This is a genomic window from Chromobacterium sp., assembly GCF_041912965.1.
GTDB lineage: Bacteria > Pseudomonadota > Gammaproteobacteria > Burkholderiales > Chromobacteriaceae > Chromobacterium > Chromobacterium aquaticum.
The window spans coordinates 14,359-33,160 of record NZ_JAYSGF010000027.1 but is presented as its reverse complement, the minus strand read 5'-3'; the positions used below and the strand labels follow the sequence as shown (position 1 = coordinate 33,160).

Annotated in this window: 14 protein-coding genes; 9 read left to right on the top strand and 5 right to left on the bottom strand. The window is 64.0% G+C overall.

Annotation, left to right across the window (positions count from 1 at the left end):
• Positions 1-74: 74 nt before the first annotated feature.
• Together ACE3QM_RS14870 and ACE3QM_RS14865 are read left to right on the top strand one after the other, a co-directional pair.
• Complete coding sequence (locus ACE3QM_RS14870) at positions 75-1,694, top strand: methyl-accepting chemotaxis protein (protein ID WP_374422942.1); 1,620 nt, start codon at positions 75-77, stop codon at positions 1,692-1,694.
• Between the two features lie 197 nt (positions 1,695-1,891).
• A complete protein-coding gene (locus ACE3QM_RS14865; protein WP_231462789.1) occupies positions 1,892-3,511 on the top strand; it encodes a methyl-accepting chemotaxis protein in 1,620 nt (539 codons plus the stop codon).
• A gap of 90 nt (positions 3,512-3,601) precedes the next feature.
• Here ACE3QM_RS14865 and ACE3QM_RS14860 read toward each other — a convergent pair whose 3' ends face one another.
• From ACE3QM_RS14860 to ACE3QM_RS14850, 3 genes are all read right to left on the bottom strand, one after another.
• On the bottom strand, positions 3,602-3,796 hold the full coding sequence (locus ACE3QM_RS14860) for a hypothetical protein (RefSeq protein ID WP_231462790.1): 195 nt from the start codon (positions 3,794-3,796) through the stop codon (positions 3,602-3,604).
• Between the two features lie 400 nt (positions 3,797-4,196).
• The gene (locus ACE3QM_RS14855) at positions 4,197-4,562 is read right to left on the bottom strand and encodes a hypothetical protein (protein ID WP_048411576.1); all 366 of its coding nucleotides are present in this window, start codon (positions 4,560-4,562) and stop codon (positions 4,197-4,199) included.
• Positions 4,563-5,310: 748 nt separating this feature from the next.
• Positions 5,311-6,957 (bottom strand): methyl-accepting chemotaxis protein, encoded by a 1,647-nt coding sequence (locus ACE3QM_RS14850; protein WP_053074552.1) that lies wholly within the window; start codon positions 6,955-6,957, stop codon positions 5,311-5,313.
• Positions 6,958-7,260: 303 nt separating this feature from the next.
• On the opposite strand from ACE3QM_RS14850, the gene ACE3QM_RS14845 reads away from it, so the two are divergent.
• Positions 7,261-8,010, top strand: coding sequence for an endonuclease/exonuclease/phosphatase family protein (locus ACE3QM_RS14845; RefSeq protein WP_048411577.1), 750 nt, complete (start codon positions 7,261-7,263; stop codon positions 8,008-8,010).
• A gap of 107 nt (positions 8,011-8,117) precedes the next feature.
• On the opposite strand, the gene ACE3QM_RS14840 is transcribed toward ACE3QM_RS14845, so the two are convergent.
• Positions 8,118-9,863 carry a methyl-accepting chemotaxis protein gene (locus ACE3QM_RS14840; RefSeq protein ID WP_374422938.1) on the bottom strand — a complete coding sequence of 582 codons (1,746 nt, stop codon included), beginning with the start codon at positions 9,861-9,863 and terminating at the stop codon, positions 8,118-8,120.
• A gap of 46 nt (positions 9,864-9,909) precedes the next feature.
• Entirely contained in the window at positions 9,910-11,604 is a 1,695-nt protein-coding gene (locus tag ACE3QM_RS14835) for a methyl-accepting chemotaxis protein (RefSeq protein ID WP_374422936.1), read from the bottom strand.
• A gap of 207 nt (positions 11,605-11,811) precedes the next feature.
• Here ACE3QM_RS14835 and ACE3QM_RS14830 point away from each other — a divergent pair, with 207 nt between their 5' ends.
• The 6 genes from ACE3QM_RS14830 to ACE3QM_RS14805 are packed head-to-tail and all read left to right on the top strand — an operon-like array spanning position 11,812 to position 18,360.
• Positions 11,812-12,114, top strand: a complete 303-nt coding sequence (locus ACE3QM_RS14830) for an STAS domain-containing protein (protein ID WP_374422934.1) — start codon at positions 11,812-11,814, stop codon at positions 12,112-12,114.
• A complete protein-coding gene (locus ACE3QM_RS14825; protein ID WP_374422932.1) occupies positions 12,101-14,194 on the top strand; it encodes a chemotaxis protein CheA in 2,094 nt (697 codons plus the stop codon). The genes ACE3QM_RS14830 and ACE3QM_RS14825 overlap by 14 nt, the downstream gene beginning before the upstream one ends.
• Before the next feature lie 26 nt (positions 14,195-14,220).
• On the top strand, positions 14,221-15,882 hold the full coding sequence (locus tag ACE3QM_RS14820; RefSeq protein WP_374422930.1) for a methyl-accepting chemotaxis protein: 1,662 nt from the start codon (positions 14,221-14,223) through the stop codon (positions 15,880-15,882).
• A gap of 11 nt (positions 15,883-15,893) precedes the next feature.
• Entirely contained in the window at positions 15,894-16,433 is a 540-nt protein-coding gene (locus tag ACE3QM_RS14815; protein ID WP_048411580.1) for a chemotaxis protein CheW, read from the top strand.
• Positions 16,434-17,315: a protein-glutamate O-methyltransferase CheR gene (locus ACE3QM_RS14810; RefSeq protein ID WP_374422927.1), complete on the top strand. Its 882-nt coding sequence runs from the start codon at positions 16,434-16,436 to the stop codon at positions 17,313-17,315. It abuts the gene before it with no gap.
• Positions 17,290-18,360 carry a chemotaxis response regulator protein-glutamate methylesterase gene (locus tag ACE3QM_RS14805; protein ID WP_374422925.1) on the top strand — a complete coding sequence of 357 codons (1,071 nt, stop codon included), beginning with the start codon at positions 17,290-17,292 and terminating at the stop codon, positions 18,358-18,360. The genes ACE3QM_RS14810 and ACE3QM_RS14805 overlap by 26 nt, the downstream gene beginning before the upstream one ends.
• The last annotated feature ends 442 nt before the right edge of the window (positions 18,361-18,802 follow it).

The following is an 18,802-nucleotide window of genomic DNA, read 5'->3' as shown; positions in this document are numbered from 1 at the left end:
AATGATTTGAAAATTACCGGAATACGTACCTATAAAGAATCGAGCTTCATATGCAACGGATTGAGGGGGAAACCATGAGCATATCCCAGCGCTTGTTATTGACCTTGGCGGTGGCCCTGCTGGGCCTGTTCGCCGTTGGCAGCTACGGCCTGCTCCAACTGCACCGGGCCAATGAGCGTTTCGATTACCTGCAGAGCAACACCTTCCCCAGCATTCACGCGCTGGACCAAGCCTTGCAAGCGCAAACCGATATGCGGGTGCTGACCTATCGCCACGGCATCAGCGAAGACCCCAAGCTCAAAGCCGAGATCGAGGTCAGCATCGCCGAGCTGGACAAGCAAATGGATCAGGTGATGGACAAGTACCAGAAAGAGCTGGTGTCCGATGACGAGGACCGGCGGCTGATAGAAAAGGACAAGGCGGACATCCAGGTATATCGCCAGCAGCGCAACGCGGTGTTCAAGATTTCGCGCGAGCAGCCGCCGGAGACCACCCGCAAGGAATTGGTGAGCGGGCCGCTGTTGCCGGTGGCCAAGGCCGTGGTCAAGGACATCAAGGATCACATCGAATACAACTACAAGCTGGCCAAGCAGTTGTCCGCGGATAACGCCGTCGCCTATGAGCAGGCTTTCGTGTCCTCGCTGGTGGTGATCCTGGGCGCGCTCATCCTCAGCGGCGCGCTGGGCTTCACCTTGTTCCGCAACATCCGCCACAGCTTGAACCTGATCGGCTCCACGCTGGACCGCGTCAGTTCCAGCAAGGACTTCCGCCTGCGCGCCGAAGTGGAACGCATGGACGAAGTGGGCCGCACCGCCACCGCCTTCAACCGCTTGCTGGATGATTTGCAGCAAAGCTTCAAGGGCATACGCGACAGCATCGCCGAGATCGACAGCGCCACCTCCGGCCTGGCGGCCAACACCAATCAGATTGCGCGCAGCTCGGAACTGCAAAGCGAATCCGCCGGGGCGATGGCGGCGGCGGTGGAACAAATGACGGTGAGCATCAACCACGTGGCCGACAATGCGGTGGAAGCGCGCACCCAGGCGCAGCAGGCGGGCAGCATGGCCAGCGAAGGCGGGCAAGTGATTTCCGCCACCGTGCTGGGCATTTCCGAAGTGGCCGGCGCCATCTCCAATGCCGCGCAGCGCATCGAGCAACTGAAGGACGACAGCGCCACCATCGCCTCGGTGATGGGGGTGATCAAGGACATTGCCGATCAGACCAATCTGCTGGCCTTGAACGCGGCGATCGAAGCGGCGCGCGCCGGCGAGACCGGGCGCGGCTTCGCGGTGGTGGCGGACGAAGTGCGCAAGCTGGCGGAGCGCACCGCCAAGTCCACCACCGAAATCGCCACCATCATCAACAAGATGCAGGGCAGCACGCTGGACGCGGTGCAGAGCATGGAAAAAGTGGTGGAGCAGGTGCACCAGGAAACCGACAATGCCCGCGAGGCCAATACCGTGATCGAAAAAATCCAGGACAGCAGCGGCCAGGCGATGGCGCTGGTCAAGGATATTTCCGGCAGCATCAACGAGCAAAGCAGCGCCAGCAACACCATTGCGCAGAAAGTGGAGCAAATCGCGCAGATGGCGGAGGAAAACGCCTCCGCTTCCAGCGCCTCCGCCGACGCGGCGGAGAAATTGCAGCGGCAGGCCAAGAATATCCTGCACACGGTCACGCAATACCAGGTTTAAAGCCGCTCACAAAACCCCGGGGCCCGCGTTGGCGCGCCTTGCCCCTGGTTTCGCTCTAGCTCGCAAGAGCATAAGCACGGTTTTAGCACCGCGCGACGATTGGTATGTAATAGATATTCAAAATTAGAACTTTCTCTGGGTTTTTCGCTGCGCCTATAACAAGACATAGGTGTCGGGCGAAGAAACGGAGAAACAAAATGAATATCTCACAACGGCTCATGCTGACCATGATGGTGGCCATGCTGGCCTTGATCGGTATTGGCAGTTACGGCTTGTGGCAACTCAAAAGCGCCAATGCGCGTTTTGATTATCTGAAGGTGAATACCTTCCCCAGCATCCGGGCGCTGGATCAGGGTTTGCTGGCCTTGACCAAGATGCGCGTCGCCGCGTATCGCCACGGCATCGCCGTCGACGCCAAGAGCAAGGCGGACGCCGAGGCGCAGATCGCCGAAGGCGACAAGGCGCTGGAGCAGGTGCTGGCCAGTTATGAGAAAGACCTGCTGTCCAATGACGCGGACCGCAAGCTGTTGCAGCAGGACCGGGCGGATCTGCAAGCCTACCGCAATAATCGCGAGAGCTTTTTGAAGGCTTCGCGCGAGCATCCGGGCGCGGCGACGCAGGCCATGCTGGTGGCTGGGCCGATACCGGACTCCGCCAAGGCCTTGGCCAAAGACCTCAACGACCACATCGACTTTAACTACGCGCTGGCGGACAGCCTGTCCAAGGACAATGCCGCCGCCTATACCTTGGCCTTCGGCAGCTCGCTGGCGGTGATCGCCGCCTGTCTGCTGCTCAGCGGCGCACTGGGTTGGGTGTTGTTCCGCCATATCCGCCTGAGCCTGCACCAGATCCGTTCCACGCTATTCAATGTCAACCAGCAAAAGGACTTCCGCCTGCGCGCGCCGGTGGGGCGCATGGACGAGGTGGGGGAAACCGCCACCGCCTTCAATCAGTTGCTGGACAATCTGCAACGCAGCTTCCAGGAAATCCGCGACAGCATCGGCACCATAGACGGCGCGATGTCCGGTCTGGCCAATAACACTCATGAAATCGCGCGCAGCTCGGAAGTGCAGAGCGAATCCGCGGCGGCGATGGCGGCGGCGGTGGAACAGATGACGGTGAGCATCAACCATGTCGCCTCCAGCGCGGTGGAAGCGCGCGGCCAGGCGCAGCAGGCCGGTGAAATGGCCACCGAGGGCGGGCAGGTGATTTCCGCCACCGTGCGCGGCATCACCGAGGTGGCCGGCGCGATCACCGACGCCGCCGAGCGTATCGGGCAATTGAAAGAAGACAGCGCCACCATCGCCTCGGTGATGGGGGTGATCAAGGATATCGCCGACCAAACCAATCTCTTGGCCTTGAACGCGGCGATCGAAGCGGCGCGCGCCGGGGAAATGGGGCGCGGCTTCGCGGTGGTGGCCGACGAGGTGCGCAAGCTGGCGGAACGCACCGCCAGCTCCACCACCGAGATTGCCGCCATCATCAACAAGATGCAGAGCAGCACGCTGGAAGCGGTGCAGAGCATGGAAAAAGTGGTGGAACAAGTGCACCAGGAAACCGCCAACACCCGCGCCGCCAATGACGCCATCGACCAGATCCGCAGCAGCAGCGGCAAGGCGATGGAACTGGTGCGCGATATTTCCAACAGCATCGCCGAGCAAAGCGTGGCCAGCAACACCATTGCCCAGCGGGTGGAACAGATTGCGCAGATGGCGGAGGAAAACTCCTCGGCGTCCAATGGCTCGGCGGATGCCGCCGGCCAATTGAGCCGACAGGCGCGGGTGATTCTGCAGACGGTGTCCGCCTATCAGGTGTGAGCGGCGGCGGAATGCGTAAAGGCGGCGCGGCAGAGTTGCCGGCGGCCGCCTTTACGCGTGCGGGCTCAAAGGGCTTGAGCCGCGGGAGGCTTATTCAGCCTGTTGCTTGTCCGCCTTGTCCTTCTTGGCGCGCTTCTGTTCTTTCTTCTTGACCGGCTTGTCGGTCATCGGGTGCTTCAGCACCTTGGCGGCCAGCTTGCGCGCCGATTTGGTCGCCTTCTTCTGCCCGCGCACCTTGTCCGCCAGCGCTGCCAGTTTCTTGACGGAACGCTTGCTCTTGGCCATCTGACTCTCCTTTACGGATTGATGAATCGAAGCCCCATGGTAAGGCGCGGGACAAATTAAGCACCGGACCTTTAGGCCATTGACGGAACGGGATTCAGGGGAAAGCGAGGCGGGGTGGAACGGAAGGGTGCGTGCGGCGCCGGCTGGGCGAGTCACCCGCCTGTGGTTTTTATCCGGCACCAAGAGGGTAGGGTGAATGGATCAAACAGGTGACTCGCGCAACCGCCTTGTCAGCCGCGCGCAGCAAGGATTGCAGGCTTTGTACCATAGTTTGCCGGCGGCAGCCATTGTCAGATTCCCCAGACGCGGCAGCGGCCAGGCCCGGAGCGGGGGCGCTCGGGCTGGCCGTCAGCGGTTTTCACCGGGTCTCGCTCTTGCTCGCGAGAGCGTACCCCCGTTCTCAGGCGGGCGGCGGCGCCTCAGCGCCTTGTTCCTGTTGGCCGGCTGACATCATGACTTCCAGGTGGTGGAAAAACCCCAGGGGCAGACCGCGTTGCAGGCTGAAATCCAGCAAATCCATATCACGCACGATGCGACCGAGCAGGCCGTTGCCGGCATGGTCGGGGTAATCGTGGAAGAGCTGGAGCAAGGCGGCGCCGTAGCGTTCGCCCAGATCAAACGCCTCGGGAAAGGTGCGGCATTGGGGCACGCGCCAATAATGCGGGTAGTTGCGATCCGGCGCCGAGCCGACAAAGGGCAGCCCGGCTTCGCGGCGGTCCCGTTCCCGGTAATGAGCGCGCAGGCTCAGGATTTTAACTTTGCTCATGGCGCGCCTCCTGCAGGTGGATGGACGCGGGGACGGGTGGGCTGCCGGGCAAGCGCCAGGCCGGGGCGGGGGGTGGAAGGGAGACGATGCGGAGACTCCGCTGGGTAGACTTCAACATTGCAACCTCCTCAAGCTGATGCCAGCCTGGCCGCGGGGTGCGGCTAGGCGGGCGCATGACAAGGTTGGCCTACCGGGAGACGTTCATACCGGCGCACCCATGGGGTGCCCTCGCCATGGCCCGCCCGAATGGGCAAAGCAATAGCGAGAACGTCTCTCTCGGGAGGCCAATCCCGAACGCCGCAGTTGCAGCGGCGCGGGGCTATTGTTGGCGAGGCGGGCCTTGGCTGTCAATGCAGGGCCGGCCGGAATAAAGCCAACGCCCCGCGGGCGAGGCCGGCGGGGCGGAGGGGATGGCTTATCTTTTCGCGGTGTTATTTGAATACGCAGGAAACCACGTATCCGACTCGCCCCGGGTCCCTTCAAGCCTGCCGACGGGTGGCAGGCCCGAGGTCTTAAGCGGCTGCTTGTTCGAGCAGCGCGACGTTAGCGCGCTGCGAGTTCAGCCGCGCCTCGGGCCTGACGGGCCCCGGCGGGAAGCCGCAGGCCAGGCTTGCAGGGCGGCCTTTCGGGTAAAGGGGAATTTGGCCGCGCAAATTCCCCTTTCCGTTCGCCGGGCGGAACCGGCCCTAAACCATCATCCGCGCAGCGGATTCAATGTCTTGAGCAAAACACCCGGTGAACAGGCTTCTTAGAGCTTGAAGGCGAGCGTGGTCTGCTGCAGCCGCTCCGCCACCACCGCCAGCTCGCGGGTGGCTTGCGAGAACACATCGACGGCCACGCCGTTTTCCTTGGACATCTGGGCAATCGCCTCCACGCGGCCGGCCAGGTCGGTGCTGGCCTGGCGCTGCTCCTGCATCGCCAGCGCGATATCGCTGATGGCGCTGACCACTTCTTCCGCCCGTTCTTCCACCGAACTGATGGTGGTGGAGACGTGCTCCGACGATTCCACCACCTGGCTGACGATGTGGCGGCTGCTGCGCATGCTGTCCACCGCCTCCTTGGCGCCGGCCTGGATCTTGGCGATCATCTGGGTGATTTCGGTGGCGGAGCCGGTGGTGCGCTCGGCCAGCTTGCGCACTTCGTCGGCCACCACCGCGAAACCGCGGCCCTGCTCGCCGGCGCGCGCGGCTTCGATCGCGGCGTTGAGCGCCAGCAGATTGGTCTGGTCCGCCACTTCCTTGATCACGGTGGCGATGCTGCTGATCATCTGCGCCTGTTCCGACAGCGATTCCAGATTATTGGCCGAGGTGGCCACGCTATCGTTGACCTTGCGCACTTGCTGGGTGGAGTCCTGCACTTCCTTATTGCCGATCTTGGCCTGGCTGCCGGCTTCGCTGGCCTGTGAGTCCGCCAGCGAGGCGTTATTGGTGCATTGGTCGATGCTGACGGTCAGTTCCTCGATCGAGGCGGCGGCGCTGGAGGTGGCGTTGACCTGCTGGCCTATGCTGGCGCTGACTTGTTCGGTGGAGGCGGCCAGTTGCTCGGCGGTGGCGGCCACGCTGGTGGCGGAGTTGATGATGTCGCCGACGGTGACGCGCAGTTTCTTCTGGGTATCGGCCAGCGATTGCATCATCTGCGCCACTTCATCCTTGCCCTGAACCTTGATTTCGCCGCCCAGATCGCCGCTGCCCAACTGGAACAAGGCCGCCATCGCGCTCTTGAGGCTGCCGATGATGCCGTTCTGTATCATCAGGCCCAGCGCCAGCAGGATCAACAGCGCCACGACCAGCACGCCGATGACGACGTTGCGCGCGTGCTGGTATTTGGCGTCGGCGTCTTTCAAGGCCTTGTCGGCCCCTTTCACATTGATGTCGACAATCTGGCTCATGATGTCGTCCACGGCCTGGAATTTGGGCCGGCATTCCTTTGCCATTAGTTCCACCGCTTTCCTGTTGTTGGCGCCGTCGCCAGAGTCGCTGTAGCTGAGGTCGCGGACTTTTTTACAGGCTTCCTCCATGGCCGGCCAGGCGGCGTCAAAACGTTTGAGCGCGTCCACTTCCGGCGGGGTGAGTACGGTTTTGCGATAGAGATCCATCAGCCGGTTCATTTCCGCTAAGAATTTGGAACGGTTGGCTGTGACCTGATCCATCTGCTTTTTTTCGGTTTCGGCGATAAAGCGGTAATCAGCGCGGTTGATGTAAATCGCGTTTTGGTTGGCCACGGCCACCCAGTAGACCGACATCAATAAATTGTCGTGCATATCGACAGTGAGGTCGTTCATATCCGACGTGCTTCTGACACCGACGGTGCCGATGATCAGACAGGCCAAAACGCCCAGTGCGATCAGGCCGAAGATTTTGACCCGGATGCTGAACTGCGCAAGAAAGTTTCCCATCGCTCGCTCCCTAAGTGCCGCATTGTTTTTTGAACCTACTGTTATAAGTGTGTAGTGCAGCTGTATATATCTTGCAATCGCGGAGTGGTAGCGGGCGACAAGCGGCAAGCTCTTGGCGATAATAGGTTTTTCCAGGGAGTTGAACGGCAGGCGGAGATTGAAATTGGCCAGCCAGCGCTTATCTTGGAGATACATGTCCATGCCGCGGCGGCGCTTGCGCGCCGGCACGACGGGAACGGGGCGTTGGATGGTGAGTCCGACTCAAGCATCAGCATAAAAAAGCGGTTCCAAGAGCCTGTCCAAATGAAAGCCATCACAGTAGCCACCTACAACATCCACAAAGGCATGTCGCCGCTGAACCGCCATGTGCGGCTGGGCGACATGGCCTCCGCGCTGGAATCCATAGACGCCGATGTACTGTTTCTGCAGGAGGTGCAGGGCCGCAACGTGGAGCGCGCCTTGCAGCACGCCAGTTGGCCCAAGCTGCCGCAACACCATTTCCTGGCGCGGCGGCTGGATCACAAGGCGGCGTATGGCCTGAACGCGGCGTATGAGCATGGCCATCACGGCAATGCCTTGCTGACCCGTTTTCCGATCAATACCTGGTGCAACCGCGATATCTCGGTCAACCGTTTCGAGAGCCGTGGGCTGCTGCATTGCCAAGTGACGCCGGCTGGCTGGAAGCGGCCGGTGGTGACCTTGTGCGGGCATTTCAATCTGCTGGCGCGGGACCGGCGCAAGCAGTACCTGGACCTGGCGCGTTATGTGCGCGAGAACGTGCCGGCCGATGTGCCGCTGATCCTGGCCGGCGATTTCAACGATTGGCGCGAGGAGGCCACCGAGCAGCTGATGGACAGCCTGGGCCTGGTGGAGGTGTTCGATCAGCTGTTTGGCCGTCATGCGCGCAGTTTCCCGGCGCGGCTGCCGATGCTGGCGCTGGACCGCATCTATGTGCGCGGGCTGAAGCCGCTGGAGGCGGAGGTGCTGAAGGGGGCGCCGTGGTCGCGGCTGTCGGATCATTTGCCGTTGGCCGCCAGCCTGGTGCCGGCGTAGTGCCTGTTTACGATCGTTGCGCGTCGTGAGGCGTGGCATGAGTTGAATCCGCTACGCGGATAAGGAACAGGGCGCCGCAATGCGGCGCCCTGTCGCATTGCGGCGTGTCAGATGTGGAAGCGTTCCACCACGTTCTTGAGCTTGCTGGCGTGGCCGTTGAGTTCGCTGAGGGTGGCGCTGGCGCCTTGCGCCACTTCGGAGGTGCTGCGGGTCATGCCGTTGATGTGCTCGGTGGTGTGGGCGATATTGCCGACGGCGGTGGATTGCTCGCGGGTGGCGTGGGTGATCTGGGTGAAGGTGTCCACCACTTGCCGCATCAGGCCGCCGATGTTCTCGATTTCGCTGGCGGCGCCCTGGGCCAGGTCCACGCTTTGATCCACGGTGGAGCGCGCCTGCTGCATGCTGGCGACGGTGCCGGCGGTTTGCTGGCGCATGCCCTGGGTCATCTGGGTGATTTCGGTGGTGGCCTGGGCGGTACGCTCGGCCAGCTTGCGCACTTCGTCGGCCACCACGGCGAAGCCGCGGCCCATTTCGCCGGCGCGGGCGGCTTCGATGGCGGCATTGAGCGCCAACAGATTGGTCTGGTCCGCGATGTCCTTGATCACATTGACGATGGAGCTGATTTCCTCCGAGCGGGTGCCCAGCGAGTTCAGGGTGTCGCTGAGGCTGGACATGGCTTGCGACAGTTTGCCGACTTCGGCGGACACCTGATGCACGGCCAGGCGGCCGCGCTCGGCGCTGCTATTGGCCTGGGAGATGATGGCGTTGGCGTCGGCGGTGGTGTCGGCGACATGGGTGACGCTGACGGTGATCTGCTCGATGGTGGCGGCGCTGGAGCTGATGGCCTGGTTGACCTGGTCGGCGTCGTCGCTGATGCGGCTGGTGGTCTGGTGCAGGGAGCCGACGGCGCTGACCAGCTGCCCGGCGTTGTTGTTGACTTCGCCGATCAGCCGGCGCAAGCGCTGGTTCATCACGCCGATCTGGCCCAGCGCGCTGGCTTCCGGCGCCTTGGGCACGTCCACCGCCAGGTTGCCGGAGGCGATTTCCTGCAGCACGCCTTCGATGTCGGTGACCGAGCCGCCCAGCTGGGTGTGGATCTGACGCCGGCCCAGCAGGATCAGCAGCAGGATTTCGCCCACCAGCAGCACGATGGCGGTGAGGAATTGCAGCTGGCTATTGGACAGGCGGTCCTTGGCCTGCGCCAGCGCGGCATTGGTGCGCTGGTCCAGCAGCACGAAGAAGTCGTCGATGGGCTTCATGATCTGGGCCTTGAACTGGTGGTATTCCTTGCTGTGCACCAGTTTGCGCGCCAGTTCCATGTCCGGCTGGCCGCTGACGGTGTACTGTCCCTGGGCATCGGCGAACTTGCCCTTGACCGCGTTCATCGCCCGCACTTCCAGTTTGACCAGGCCGTCGGAATTGGCCTGCGCTTCCTTGAGCTTGGCGAACTCGCCCTCGGTGAAGCCGGCTTGCTGCATCAGGGTTTGCAGCGGCACGGTTTCGCTGTCCGGCCTGGGTTTGTCCTGGCCGGCGGCAACGAAGTCCCAGTAGATGCGGTTGTACTCCTGCGGCCGCGGCGCCTTGCCGTTGCGGATGTCCAGCACCCGGTTGTATTGCTGCTCATAGCTGGGGTCCCCGGTGACGACATAGGTGCGGCCCAGCCGGGTCAGGTCGTCCGAGCTTTGTCGTAGTTCCGAGGCCAGCAGGTAGGAGTGGTAGCGGTTTTCGCTGGCTTCGTTCATCGCGCCCACGGCCTGGCGCATGGAGATGAAGGTGTAGATCACGCCGATAAAGGTGAGCGCGATGAGCAGCAGCAGGCCGGTGATGGCCTGGCTGGCACGAAGGTTTTTCATGTGGAGATCTCCTCACAGTACTGCTGACTATTGTGGCGGTGGCCGGTCAAGGGCGGGGTCCATGACCCGCGGAGGCGCGGCCGGCGATGGGTTCTCCGGGTTGGGGAGCGGGAGCGGTGTCGGCATGGAAGCGCTGCATCTGGGCGTGCACTTGTTCCGCATGACCGCGGCTGTCCGCCGAGATGGCGGCGAGTTCTTCCACCAGGCCGGCGTTGTGCCGGATGGCGGCGCTCAATTGCTGGATGGTGGCGTTGATTTGTCCCACGCCGTGCGCCTGTTCGTTGGCGGCGGCGGCGATTTCATGGATCAGGCCGGCGGTTTTGGCGCTGGAGGCGACGATGGCCGCCAGTTGCGCGCCGGCCTTGCCGGCGAGCTGGACGCCGTTGGCGGCCATGCCGCTGATTTCGCGCGCCGCCACCTGGCTGCGTTCGGCCAGCTTGCGCACTTCCTGGGCCACGATGGAGAAGCCGCGGCCTTGCTCGCCGGCGCGGGCGGATTCGATGGCGGCGTTGAGCGCCAGCAGATTGGTTTGATAGGCGATGTCGTCTATCACCGAGATGTGTTCGGCGATGCGCTGCATGCTGAGCACGGTGTGCTGGACCACTTCGCCGCCGTGGCGCGCGTCTTCCGCCGCCTGCATGGCCATGGTTTCGGTGAGCTTGGCGTTGTCGCTGCTCTGGCTGACGGCGGAGGAGATCTGCTCCAGCGAGCAGGCGGCCTCGGCCAGGCTGGCGGCCTGGCCGCTGGTGTTGCGCGAGAACTGCTGCGAGGTGCGGTTGATTTGCGCCGACATCATCGACAGATGGCCGGCGCCGCGCCGTGAATCGTCGATCGCCTGGCTGAGCGTGGTGACGGTTTGCAGTATCGCTTCCGCCAGGCTGCCGCGCGGGTAGCCGCCGGGCGGGGCCGCCGCGGCCAGCTTGCCGGCGGCCACCGCCTGCATCAGCCGGGTGACGCGCAGCGGTTCGTCGCCCAACATCGCGAACAGCCGGCGGTATATCGTCCAGAACATCAACAGTCCCAGCGCGCAGCCGGCCAGCATCAGGCCGATGACGATGGCCAGCCAGAGTTCGGCCCGTTCCCGCGCGCTGGCGACGGCGCGGTTGGTGCGCTGTTCCATCAATTGGTAGAAGGCGTCCACCGGCTGCATGATGGCGGCCTTGTCCACATGGTATTGGTGGTCGTGCAGGATGCGCCTGGCCAGCTCCGGGTCCGGCGGGCCTTGCCGGCTGTAGCCGCCTTGGCCGTCGGTGAAGCGGCCCTTCATCGCGTTCATCGCCGCGGTTTCGGTGGCGACCAGGCGGTCGGAATTGGCCTGGGCCTGGCCCAGCATGTCGAATTCCCGCTGGCTGAAGCCGGCCTGGCGCATCAGTTGCTGCAGCGGGACGGCGGGGCCGTCCGGCTGCGGCTTGTGTTCGTCCGCGGCCATGAAGTCCCAGTAGATGCGGTTGTAGTGCTGAGGGCGCGGCAGCTGGCCGTTGCGTATCGCCAGCACCGCCCAGTACTGGCGTTCGTAGCGCGGGTCTCCGGTTTCGGCGTAGGTGCGGACCAGGCGGGTGAGGTCGTCCGAGCTTTGCCTCAACTCATTGGCCAGCAAATAGCTTTGATTGCGCTGCGCCTCGGCCTGGGCCTGTAAATCCAGTTCTTGCCGCAGCCGCAATGTGCAGAGCAGGAGCAGCAACAAGAGCAGGGCGAAGACGCCGGCGCTGGCCGTCAGCAGTGATTTGATGCTCAGTTTCATAGGCCTCCCGCCATGCCGCTTGTTGCCCGGCCCGTGCCGGCGCGGTGCCGGCTGTTATCGTTATAGGTAGTTGTGCTTGCATTGCCAGCTATCCGCGCCCGGTTTCTGTTTTTTATAAAACAATCCATTTCTTGACTACTTACCGTGCGAACACTTAAGTAAAAACAGTGAGTTAAAACCCATCTGGCGTCTGCTTTGGGAATGGATATGGCATTGCATCTGGAAACCGCCGATGGCTGGGCCTGGGCCAGCCTGAGCGGGGAGTTGACGGTCTATACCGCGGCGCAGCTGAAAAGCGAGCTGCTGCCCTTGCTGGAGTACGAGGCGGTGTCGCTGGGTTTTGCCGGCATCACCGAGCTGGACGGCTGCGCGGTGCAATTGCTGCTGGTGTTTGGCCGGCAGGCGCGGCGCGTGGAGTGGCGAGCGGACAATCCCTTGCTGTGCGAGGCGTTTGGGCTGCTGGGGGTGACACTGACGCCGCCGCCGGGAGGCGTTGGTGGACTGGGCTAAGGCCAGGGCGATTTTCCTGGAGGAGTCGCGCGAGTTGTGCGCGGCGCTGGAGGGCGCCTTGCTGGACCCGGTGGCCTTTCCCGCCAATGCCGAGACTTTCAATTTGTTGCTGCGCACCGCGCACACCATCAAGGGTTCGGCCGGCACTTTCGGCCACGAGGCGCTGGTGGCCTTCGCCCATGCGCTGGAGAGCGTGCTGGAGCGCTTGCGCGGCGGCAAGATCACGCTTGACGACGAATTGGTGAGCCTGCTGCTGGCTGGCAACGATCATCTGCGGCGCATGCTGGACGCGGTGGAGGCGGTGGCGGTGGACGCCGAGCCGGATTGGCCGGACGGCGCGCCGCTGTTGCAGCGCTTGCAGTTGTTCCTGCTGGAGGACGCGGCCTGCGCGGTTCCGGGCGAGGAGGCGCTGGATGCCGCCGCCACGCCTTGCTGGCAGTTGTCGCTGCGTTTCTATCCCGATTTGTTCCGCGACGGTTTCGATCCCTTGGCCTGCCTGCGTTATTTGGCGCAGTTGGGGCGCTTGAGCGCGGTGGCGCCGGTGTGGCCGCCGCTGCCGGAGTTCGCCGAACTGGAGCCGACGGATTGCCTGCTTGGCCTGGAGTTGAGCCTGGAGAGTTCGGCCAGCCTGGAGCAGGTGCGCGATGCGTTCGAGTTCATCGCCGAGGGCAGCCTGGTGGGGATATTGCCGCCGCATGCGCCGCTGGCGGCGTTCCGCGCGCTGGCGGAGCGGCTGGGCGCGTCGATAGAGCCGCAGTTGGAGCGCTGGCTGGCGTGCGGCGCGCTGACGCCGATGGAGGCGGAACGGGTGCGCGAGGCCGCCTGGCTGGCGGCTGAGCCGGGCGCGGGCCAGCCCGGCGCGGCGGCGGGCAAGCCGGCGCGCGGCGACAGCCACTATATCCGCATCGAGGCCGGCAAGCTGGATAGGCTGATCAACCGGGTGGGCGAATTGGTGATCGCCGCCGCCGGCACCAAGCTGATCGCGCAGATGCGCGGCGACGGCGAGCTGCTGGAGTCGGTGGCCATCATCAATGAATTGGTGGAAGGCATACGCGACGACGCGCTGACCTTGCGCATGGTGCCGGTGGACGAGGTGTTCTGCCGCTTTCCGCGCATGGTGCGCGAGGTGTCGCGCCAGTTGGGCAAATCGATACAGCTGACGGTGCGCGGCGCGGACACCGAGATAGACAAATCCATGGTGGAGCGTTTGACCGATCCCTTGCTGCACCTGGTGCGCAACGCGGTGGATCACGGCCTGGAACCGGCGGAAGAGCGGCGCGCCGCCGGCAAGCCGGAAACCGGGCAACTGACGCTGAATGCCTTCCACGACGCCGGCTCGGTGGTGGTGGAAATCGAGGATGACGGCCGCGGCATAGACCGCGACAAGGTGCTGGCCAAGGCGCTGCAGCGCGGCCTGGTGGCCGAGGGCCGGAGTTTGAGCGAGCCGGAGCTGTTGCATCTGATCTTCCTGCCCGGCTTTTCCACCGCGCGCGCGCTCAGCGATCTGTCCGGCCGCGGCATGGGGCTGGATGTGGTGAAGCGCAATATCGAATCCTTGCGCGGCGAGGTGGAAATTCATTCCCGGCCCGGCCTGGGCACGACCTTCCGTCTGCGGCTGCCGCTGACGCTGGCCATCATCGACGGTTTCCGGGTGGAGGTGCATGAGTCGTCGCTGGTGATGCCGCTGGAGATGATGATCGAGTGCGTGGACATGCCGCAGGCGGCGATGGAGCGGCAGACGCGCCAGGTCAATGTGCGCGGCGATTGGCTGCCCTTTGTTTCGCTGCGCGAGTTGTTCGGCCTGCCGCCGGCGGCCGGGCCGGAGTTCGTGGTGATCGTGCATTACGGCGACAAGCGCGCCGGCATCGTGGTGGACAGGCTGATGGGCGAGGTGCAGGCGGTGATCAAGCCGCTGGGTGACATCTTCCGCTCGCTGCGCGGCATCAGCGGTTCCACCATTCTGGGCAACGGCAAGCCGGCCTTGGTGCTGGATGTTCCGCAATTGATCCACCACGCCTGCCGCCGCGAGCGGCGGCGGATTCGTCAGGCCAGCGAAACGCCGGCGAGCGACATGATCTAGCGCGGCTAGCGCGCCAGGAGACAGCCATGCAGTGGTTTCACAATGCGCAGGTCAAGACCAAGCTGGTCATTTCCTTCTCCCTGGTGCTGGCGTTCTTGCTGGCGCTGGGCTTTGTCAGCTATTCCGCCACCGAGCGCATGAGCACGGTGATGGTGAACCTGTTCGACAACCAACTGACGCCGATCAAGGATATCGGCAACGCGGCGCGCAGCGCGATGGCCAGCAATCGCTCCTTGTATCGCTATATCGCGGAAACCGACACCAAGACCATGGATGAGGTGGACGCCGAGATCGCGGGTTTCGACAAGAGCATGACCGCCAGCCTGGATGCCTATCGCAAAACCGATCTGACCCCGCCGGAGGTGGACGCGCTGCGCCGTTTCGACGCCGCCTGGGCCAATTACCAGTCCTATGTCAACGAGGTGAAGAAGCTGTCCTACACCGACCGCGGCGACGGCGAGAACAACAAGCTCGCCTTGAAGCTGATGGCGGACAAGGGCTGGCCGGCGTTCCAGGCGGTGGACAGCGTGCTGACCGAGCTGGTCATTCTTAACGCCAAGCTGGCCGACAGCTCCTTGGCGGAAACCAAGGTCATCAGCGGCGACGCGCTGCGTTTGCTGGTGGCCATCGTGGTGGTGGCGGTGCTGCTGAGCGTGGCGCTGGGGGTGATGGTGGCGCGCAGCCTGCTCAAGCAGCTGGGCGGCGATCCGTCCTACACCGTGCAGGTGGTGGGGCGGGTGGCGGCCGGGGATTTGTCGGTGCCGGTGAAATTGCACCCGGATGACACTTCCAGCCTGTTGTATTCGATCAAGGCGATGGCGCATCGCTTGTCCGAAACCTTGTCCGAAGTCAGCGCGATGTCGGAGGCGATAGGCTCGGCGTCCGAGGAGGTATCGTCCACCGCCAATTCCCTGGCGCAGACCTCGTCCGAGCTGTCGTCCAGCATCGAGCAGACCAGCGCCTCGGTGGAGGAGATGGCGGCGACGGTGACGCAGAACGCCGACAATGCGCGCGTGACCGAGGGCATCGCGTCCAAATCCGCCTCCAGCGCCACCCAGGGCGGGGCGGCGGTGGGCGATATGGTGCACGCGATGAAGGAGATCGCCTCGCGCATCACGGTGATCAACGATATCGCCAACAAGACCGATTTGCTGGCGATCAACGCGGCGATAGAGGCGGCGCGCGCCGGCGAGCACGGCAAGGGCTTCGCCACGGTGGCGGTGGAGGTGAGGAAGCTGGCGGAGCGCTCGCAGGTGGCGGCCAAGGAGATTGGCGATCTGGCCAGCCGTTCGGTGGGCGTGGCGGAAAAGGCCGGCCTCTTGTTGCAGGAGATGTTGCCGGGCATAGACCAGACCGCCAGCCTGGTGCAGGAGATTTCCGCCGCCTCGCGCGAGCAGCGCAGCGGCATCGATCAGATCAATAGCGCGGTGACCCAGATCAGCAACGGCATGCAGTCGTCGGCCACCTCGGCGGAAGAGCTGAGTTCCACCTCCGAGGAGTTGAGTTCGGCGGCGATGCAGCTGCAGGAGCTGATGCAGCAGTTCAAGCTGCGCAATGCCCGCGGCGCCCGCCGCGGCCGGCAGTTGCACATCGGCCATTTGCACGCGGCCAAGCCCGCCGCGCCGCCGCCGGACGACGATGACGATTTCGACCTGACGGTGGACGAGGACAAGTTTTCCAAGTATTGAAGGGGCCGGCGATGAAACACAGCGAGCAAGAGGCCGCCGAGAGCGGCGAGCAGACATTCCACTGCGTGACCTTCATCCTCGGCGAGGATTTGTTCGGCATCCAGATCGGCTTCATCCGCGAGATCGTCGAATTCGAAGGCATCACCGAGGTGCCGATGATGCCGGCCTTCGTGCGCGGCATCATCAATCTGCGCGGCGCGGTGGTGCCGGTGGTGGATTTGTCGGTGCGCTTCGGCCGCGGTCGGACCGCGCTGCGGGCGTCCACCTGCGTGGCCATCCTGTCCTTGCCCGGCCTGGAGGGCGGCTACACCGATATCGGCATTCTGCTGGATTCGGTGTGCGAGGTGCTGGAAATCCCGCTGAAGGAGATCGATCCCTCGCCCAGCTTCGGCTCCAATATCCGCAGCGACTTCATCCAGGGCATCGCCACCATCAAGCAGCGCTTCGCCATTCTGCTGGATGTGCGCCAAGCGCTGTCGGTGACCGAGCTCAGCGCGATGGCGGAGGCGGTGACGCAGCAGTTTCTCAGCGACGATATCGAGGCCTTGTAAGTGTTCCACCTGGAAGAGCCCTTGCCGGCCCCGCCGATGCTGAGCGACGGCGAGTTCGCCCAGCTGCGGCGCTTCATCCATCAGGCCGCCGGCATCGCCATGTCGCCGGGCAAACGCTCGCTGATCCAGTCGCGGCTGGCCAAGCGGCTTAGACAACTGCGGCTGAACAGCTATGCCGCTTACTGGCGGATGATTGCGGACCCGGCCAACGCGCTGGAGCGGCAGTACGCGATCAATCTGCTGTCCACCAATGAAACCTATTTTTTCCGCGAGCCGGAACACTTCGCCTGGCTGCGGCAGTTGGCGGCGCGGCGGCAGGGCGGCGGCGAGCTGCGGCTGTGGTCGGCGGCGTGCTCCAGCGGCGAGGAGGCCTACACCATCGCGATGATATTGGCGGAAACACTGGGCCTGCAGGGGCTGTGGCGGGTGTACGCCACCGACATCAATACCCGGGTGACCGCTTTCGCCCGGCGCGCGGTCTATCCGCAGGCCAAGGCGAGCCGGACGCCGCCGGATCTGTGGCGGCGTTATTTGCTGCGCGGACGCGCCGAATACGCCGGCATGGTCAAGGTGGCGCCGGAGCTGGCGCGCAAGGTGAGTTTTTCCAACTTGAACCTGCTGCACGCCGCGCATTTTCAGCACAGCCGCTTCGATGTGATCTTTCTGCGCAATGTGCTGATCTATTTCGACGAGGCCACCAAGCTGCGGGTATTGCTGGCGTTGTGCGACAAGTTGCGCGAGGGCGGGCACCTGATCATCGGGCATTCGGAATCGATACGCCACCTGGAGCTGCCGCTGACTCAGGAGGCGCCGTCGCGTTATCGGCTGGACTCGCGTTTTGCGGATGGAAGAATCGATGAGCATCGCCGTTCTGATTGTTGACGACTCCGCGGTGGCGCGCGAGATGTTGGGCCAGATGCTGGCCACCGCGCCGGACATCAAGGTACTGGCGGCGTCGCCGGACCCCTTGTACGCGATGAAGCGGATGAAGATACGCTGGCCGGACGTGATCATCCTGGACCTGGCGATGCCGCGGATGGACGGGCTGACCTTTTTGCGCCAGGTGATGGCGGAGCGGCCGACACCGGTGATCATCTGTTCCGCGCTGACCACCGAGGGCGCGGCGGTGTCGCTGGAGGCGATGAGCGCCGGCGCGGTGTCGGTGCTGCTCAAGCCGCTGCTCAACGCCAGGACCCAGTTCCACGACAATGCCAAGCGACTGGTGGACGAGGTGCGCGCTGCGGCGCGCGTCAAGGTGGAGGCGCTGAAGCAGGTGGCGGCGTCCTGCTATCCGGCGCCCAGGCTGGACGCCGACGCCATTCTGGCGCCGCCGCCGGAGTTGAAAAAGCCGGCGCCCGGCAGCGAGCGCATCATCGCGGTGGGCGCGTCCACCGGCGGCACCCAGGCGCTGGAATTCCTGGTGCAGCGCTTGCCGCCATATGGGCCCGGCATGGTGGTGGTGCAGCATATGCCGGAAGGGTTCACCGCCATTTTCGCCGGGCGGCTGAACCAGCTGGCCCAGGTGGAGGTGAGGGAGGCGCGCGATGGCGACGTGGTCGGCCCCGGCACGGTGCTGATCGCGCCGGGCGGGCGGCATTTGCTGGTGCAGCGCCGGCAGAAGCGTTACTTCGTCGAGATCAAGGGCGGCCCGCCGGTGTCGCGGCATCGGCCTTCGGTGGACGTGCTGTTCCGCTCGGTGGCGGTCAGCGCCGGCAGCAGCGGGGTGGGCCTGATTCTCACCGGCATGGGCGACGATGGCGCGCGCGGCATGCGCGAGATGCACGATGCCGGCGCGCGCACGCTGGCGCAGGATGAAAGCTCCTGCGTGGTGTTCGGCATGCCGCAGGCGGCCATCGCCCGCGGCGGGGTGGGCGAGGTGATGTCGCTGGAACAGATGGCGTGGATGTTGCAAGGCTTGCGCGCCTGAGAATCAGGCGCCAAGAACCTGTCCGCGGTCTTGATGGGCGCGCCGGCTCAAGCATACAGATGACTTAGGTGTTTTTACTTAACACTGGTCAATGCCTGGGTTTATCTTTAAAAAATCCTTTAAAAACAAAGACAGGGCAGCTCGCTTTAGCTGGAGAGAAAGCGATTATGCACTTGCTATGTGCAAACTACCAAAGTCACCCGCAACGCTTTGCCAGTGATTGGCGTTATCATCGCTTTCCATATTCAGCGCCTGCCGCGCCGGGACGTCCGTTTCGGCGCGCCGCCTGTCTATCCATCCCCGCCAGCGCCGCGTGACACCGCGGCGTCGCCATCGTCACTTGTCGATTTCTGCCTGATCCATTGCTTGGACCTGCGGCGCCGCCGCGCGGGCCGACTTGCCGCCAGCGGCGGGGACTTGTTTTTGGTAATGAATGTCGAGG

What these genes read in the sequence shown, in the direction of transcription:
- ACE3QM_RS14850 (WP_053074552.1), bottom strand. Translation starts at nt 6,957, where the DNA reads ATGGGAAACTTTCTTGCGCAGTTCAGCATCCGGGTCAAAATCTTCGGC.
- ACE3QM_RS14860 (WP_231462790.1), bottom strand. Translation starts at nt 3,796, where the DNA reads ATGGCCAAGAGCAAGCGTTCCGTCAAGAAACTGGCAGCGCTGGCGGAC.
- ACE3QM_RS14815 (WP_048411580.1), top strand. Translation starts at nt 15,894, where the DNA reads ATGAAACACAGCGAGCAAGAGGCCGCCGAGAGCGGCGAGCAGACATTC.
- ACE3QM_RS14845 (WP_048411577.1), top strand. Translation starts at nt 7,261, where the DNA reads ATGAAAGCCATCACAGTAGCCACCTACAACATCCACAAAGGCATGTCG.
- ACE3QM_RS14855 (WP_048411576.1), bottom strand. Translation starts at nt 4,562, where the DNA reads ATGAGCAAAGTTAAAATCCTGAGCCTGCGCGCTCATTACCGGGAACGG.
- ACE3QM_RS14870 (WP_374422942.1), top strand. Translation starts at nt 75, where the DNA reads ATGAGCATATCCCAGCGCTTGTTATTGACCTTGGCGGTGGCCCTGCTG.
- ACE3QM_RS14840 (WP_374422938.1), bottom strand. Translation starts at nt 9,863, where the DNA reads ATGAAAAACCTTCGTGCCAGCCAGGCCATCACCGGCCTGCTGCTGCTC.
- ACE3QM_RS14820 (WP_374422930.1), top strand. Translation starts at nt 14,221, where the DNA reads ATGCAGTGGTTTCACAATGCGCAGGTCAAGACCAAGCTGGTCATTTCC.
- ACE3QM_RS14835 (WP_374422936.1), bottom strand. Translation starts at nt 11,604, where the DNA reads ATGAAACTGAGCATCAAATCACTGCTGACGGCCAGCGCCGGCGTCTTC.
- ACE3QM_RS14865 (WP_231462789.1), top strand. Translation starts at nt 1,892, where the DNA reads ATGAATATCTCACAACGGCTCATGCTGACCATGATGGTGGCCATGCTG.
- ACE3QM_RS14830 (WP_374422934.1), top strand. Translation starts at nt 11,812, where the DNA reads ATGGCATTGCATCTGGAAACCGCCGATGGCTGGGCCTGGGCCAGCCTG.
- ACE3QM_RS14805 (WP_374422925.1), top strand. Translation starts at nt 17,290, where the DNA reads ATGAGCATCGCCGTTCTGATTGTTGACGACTCCGCGGTGGCGCGCGAG.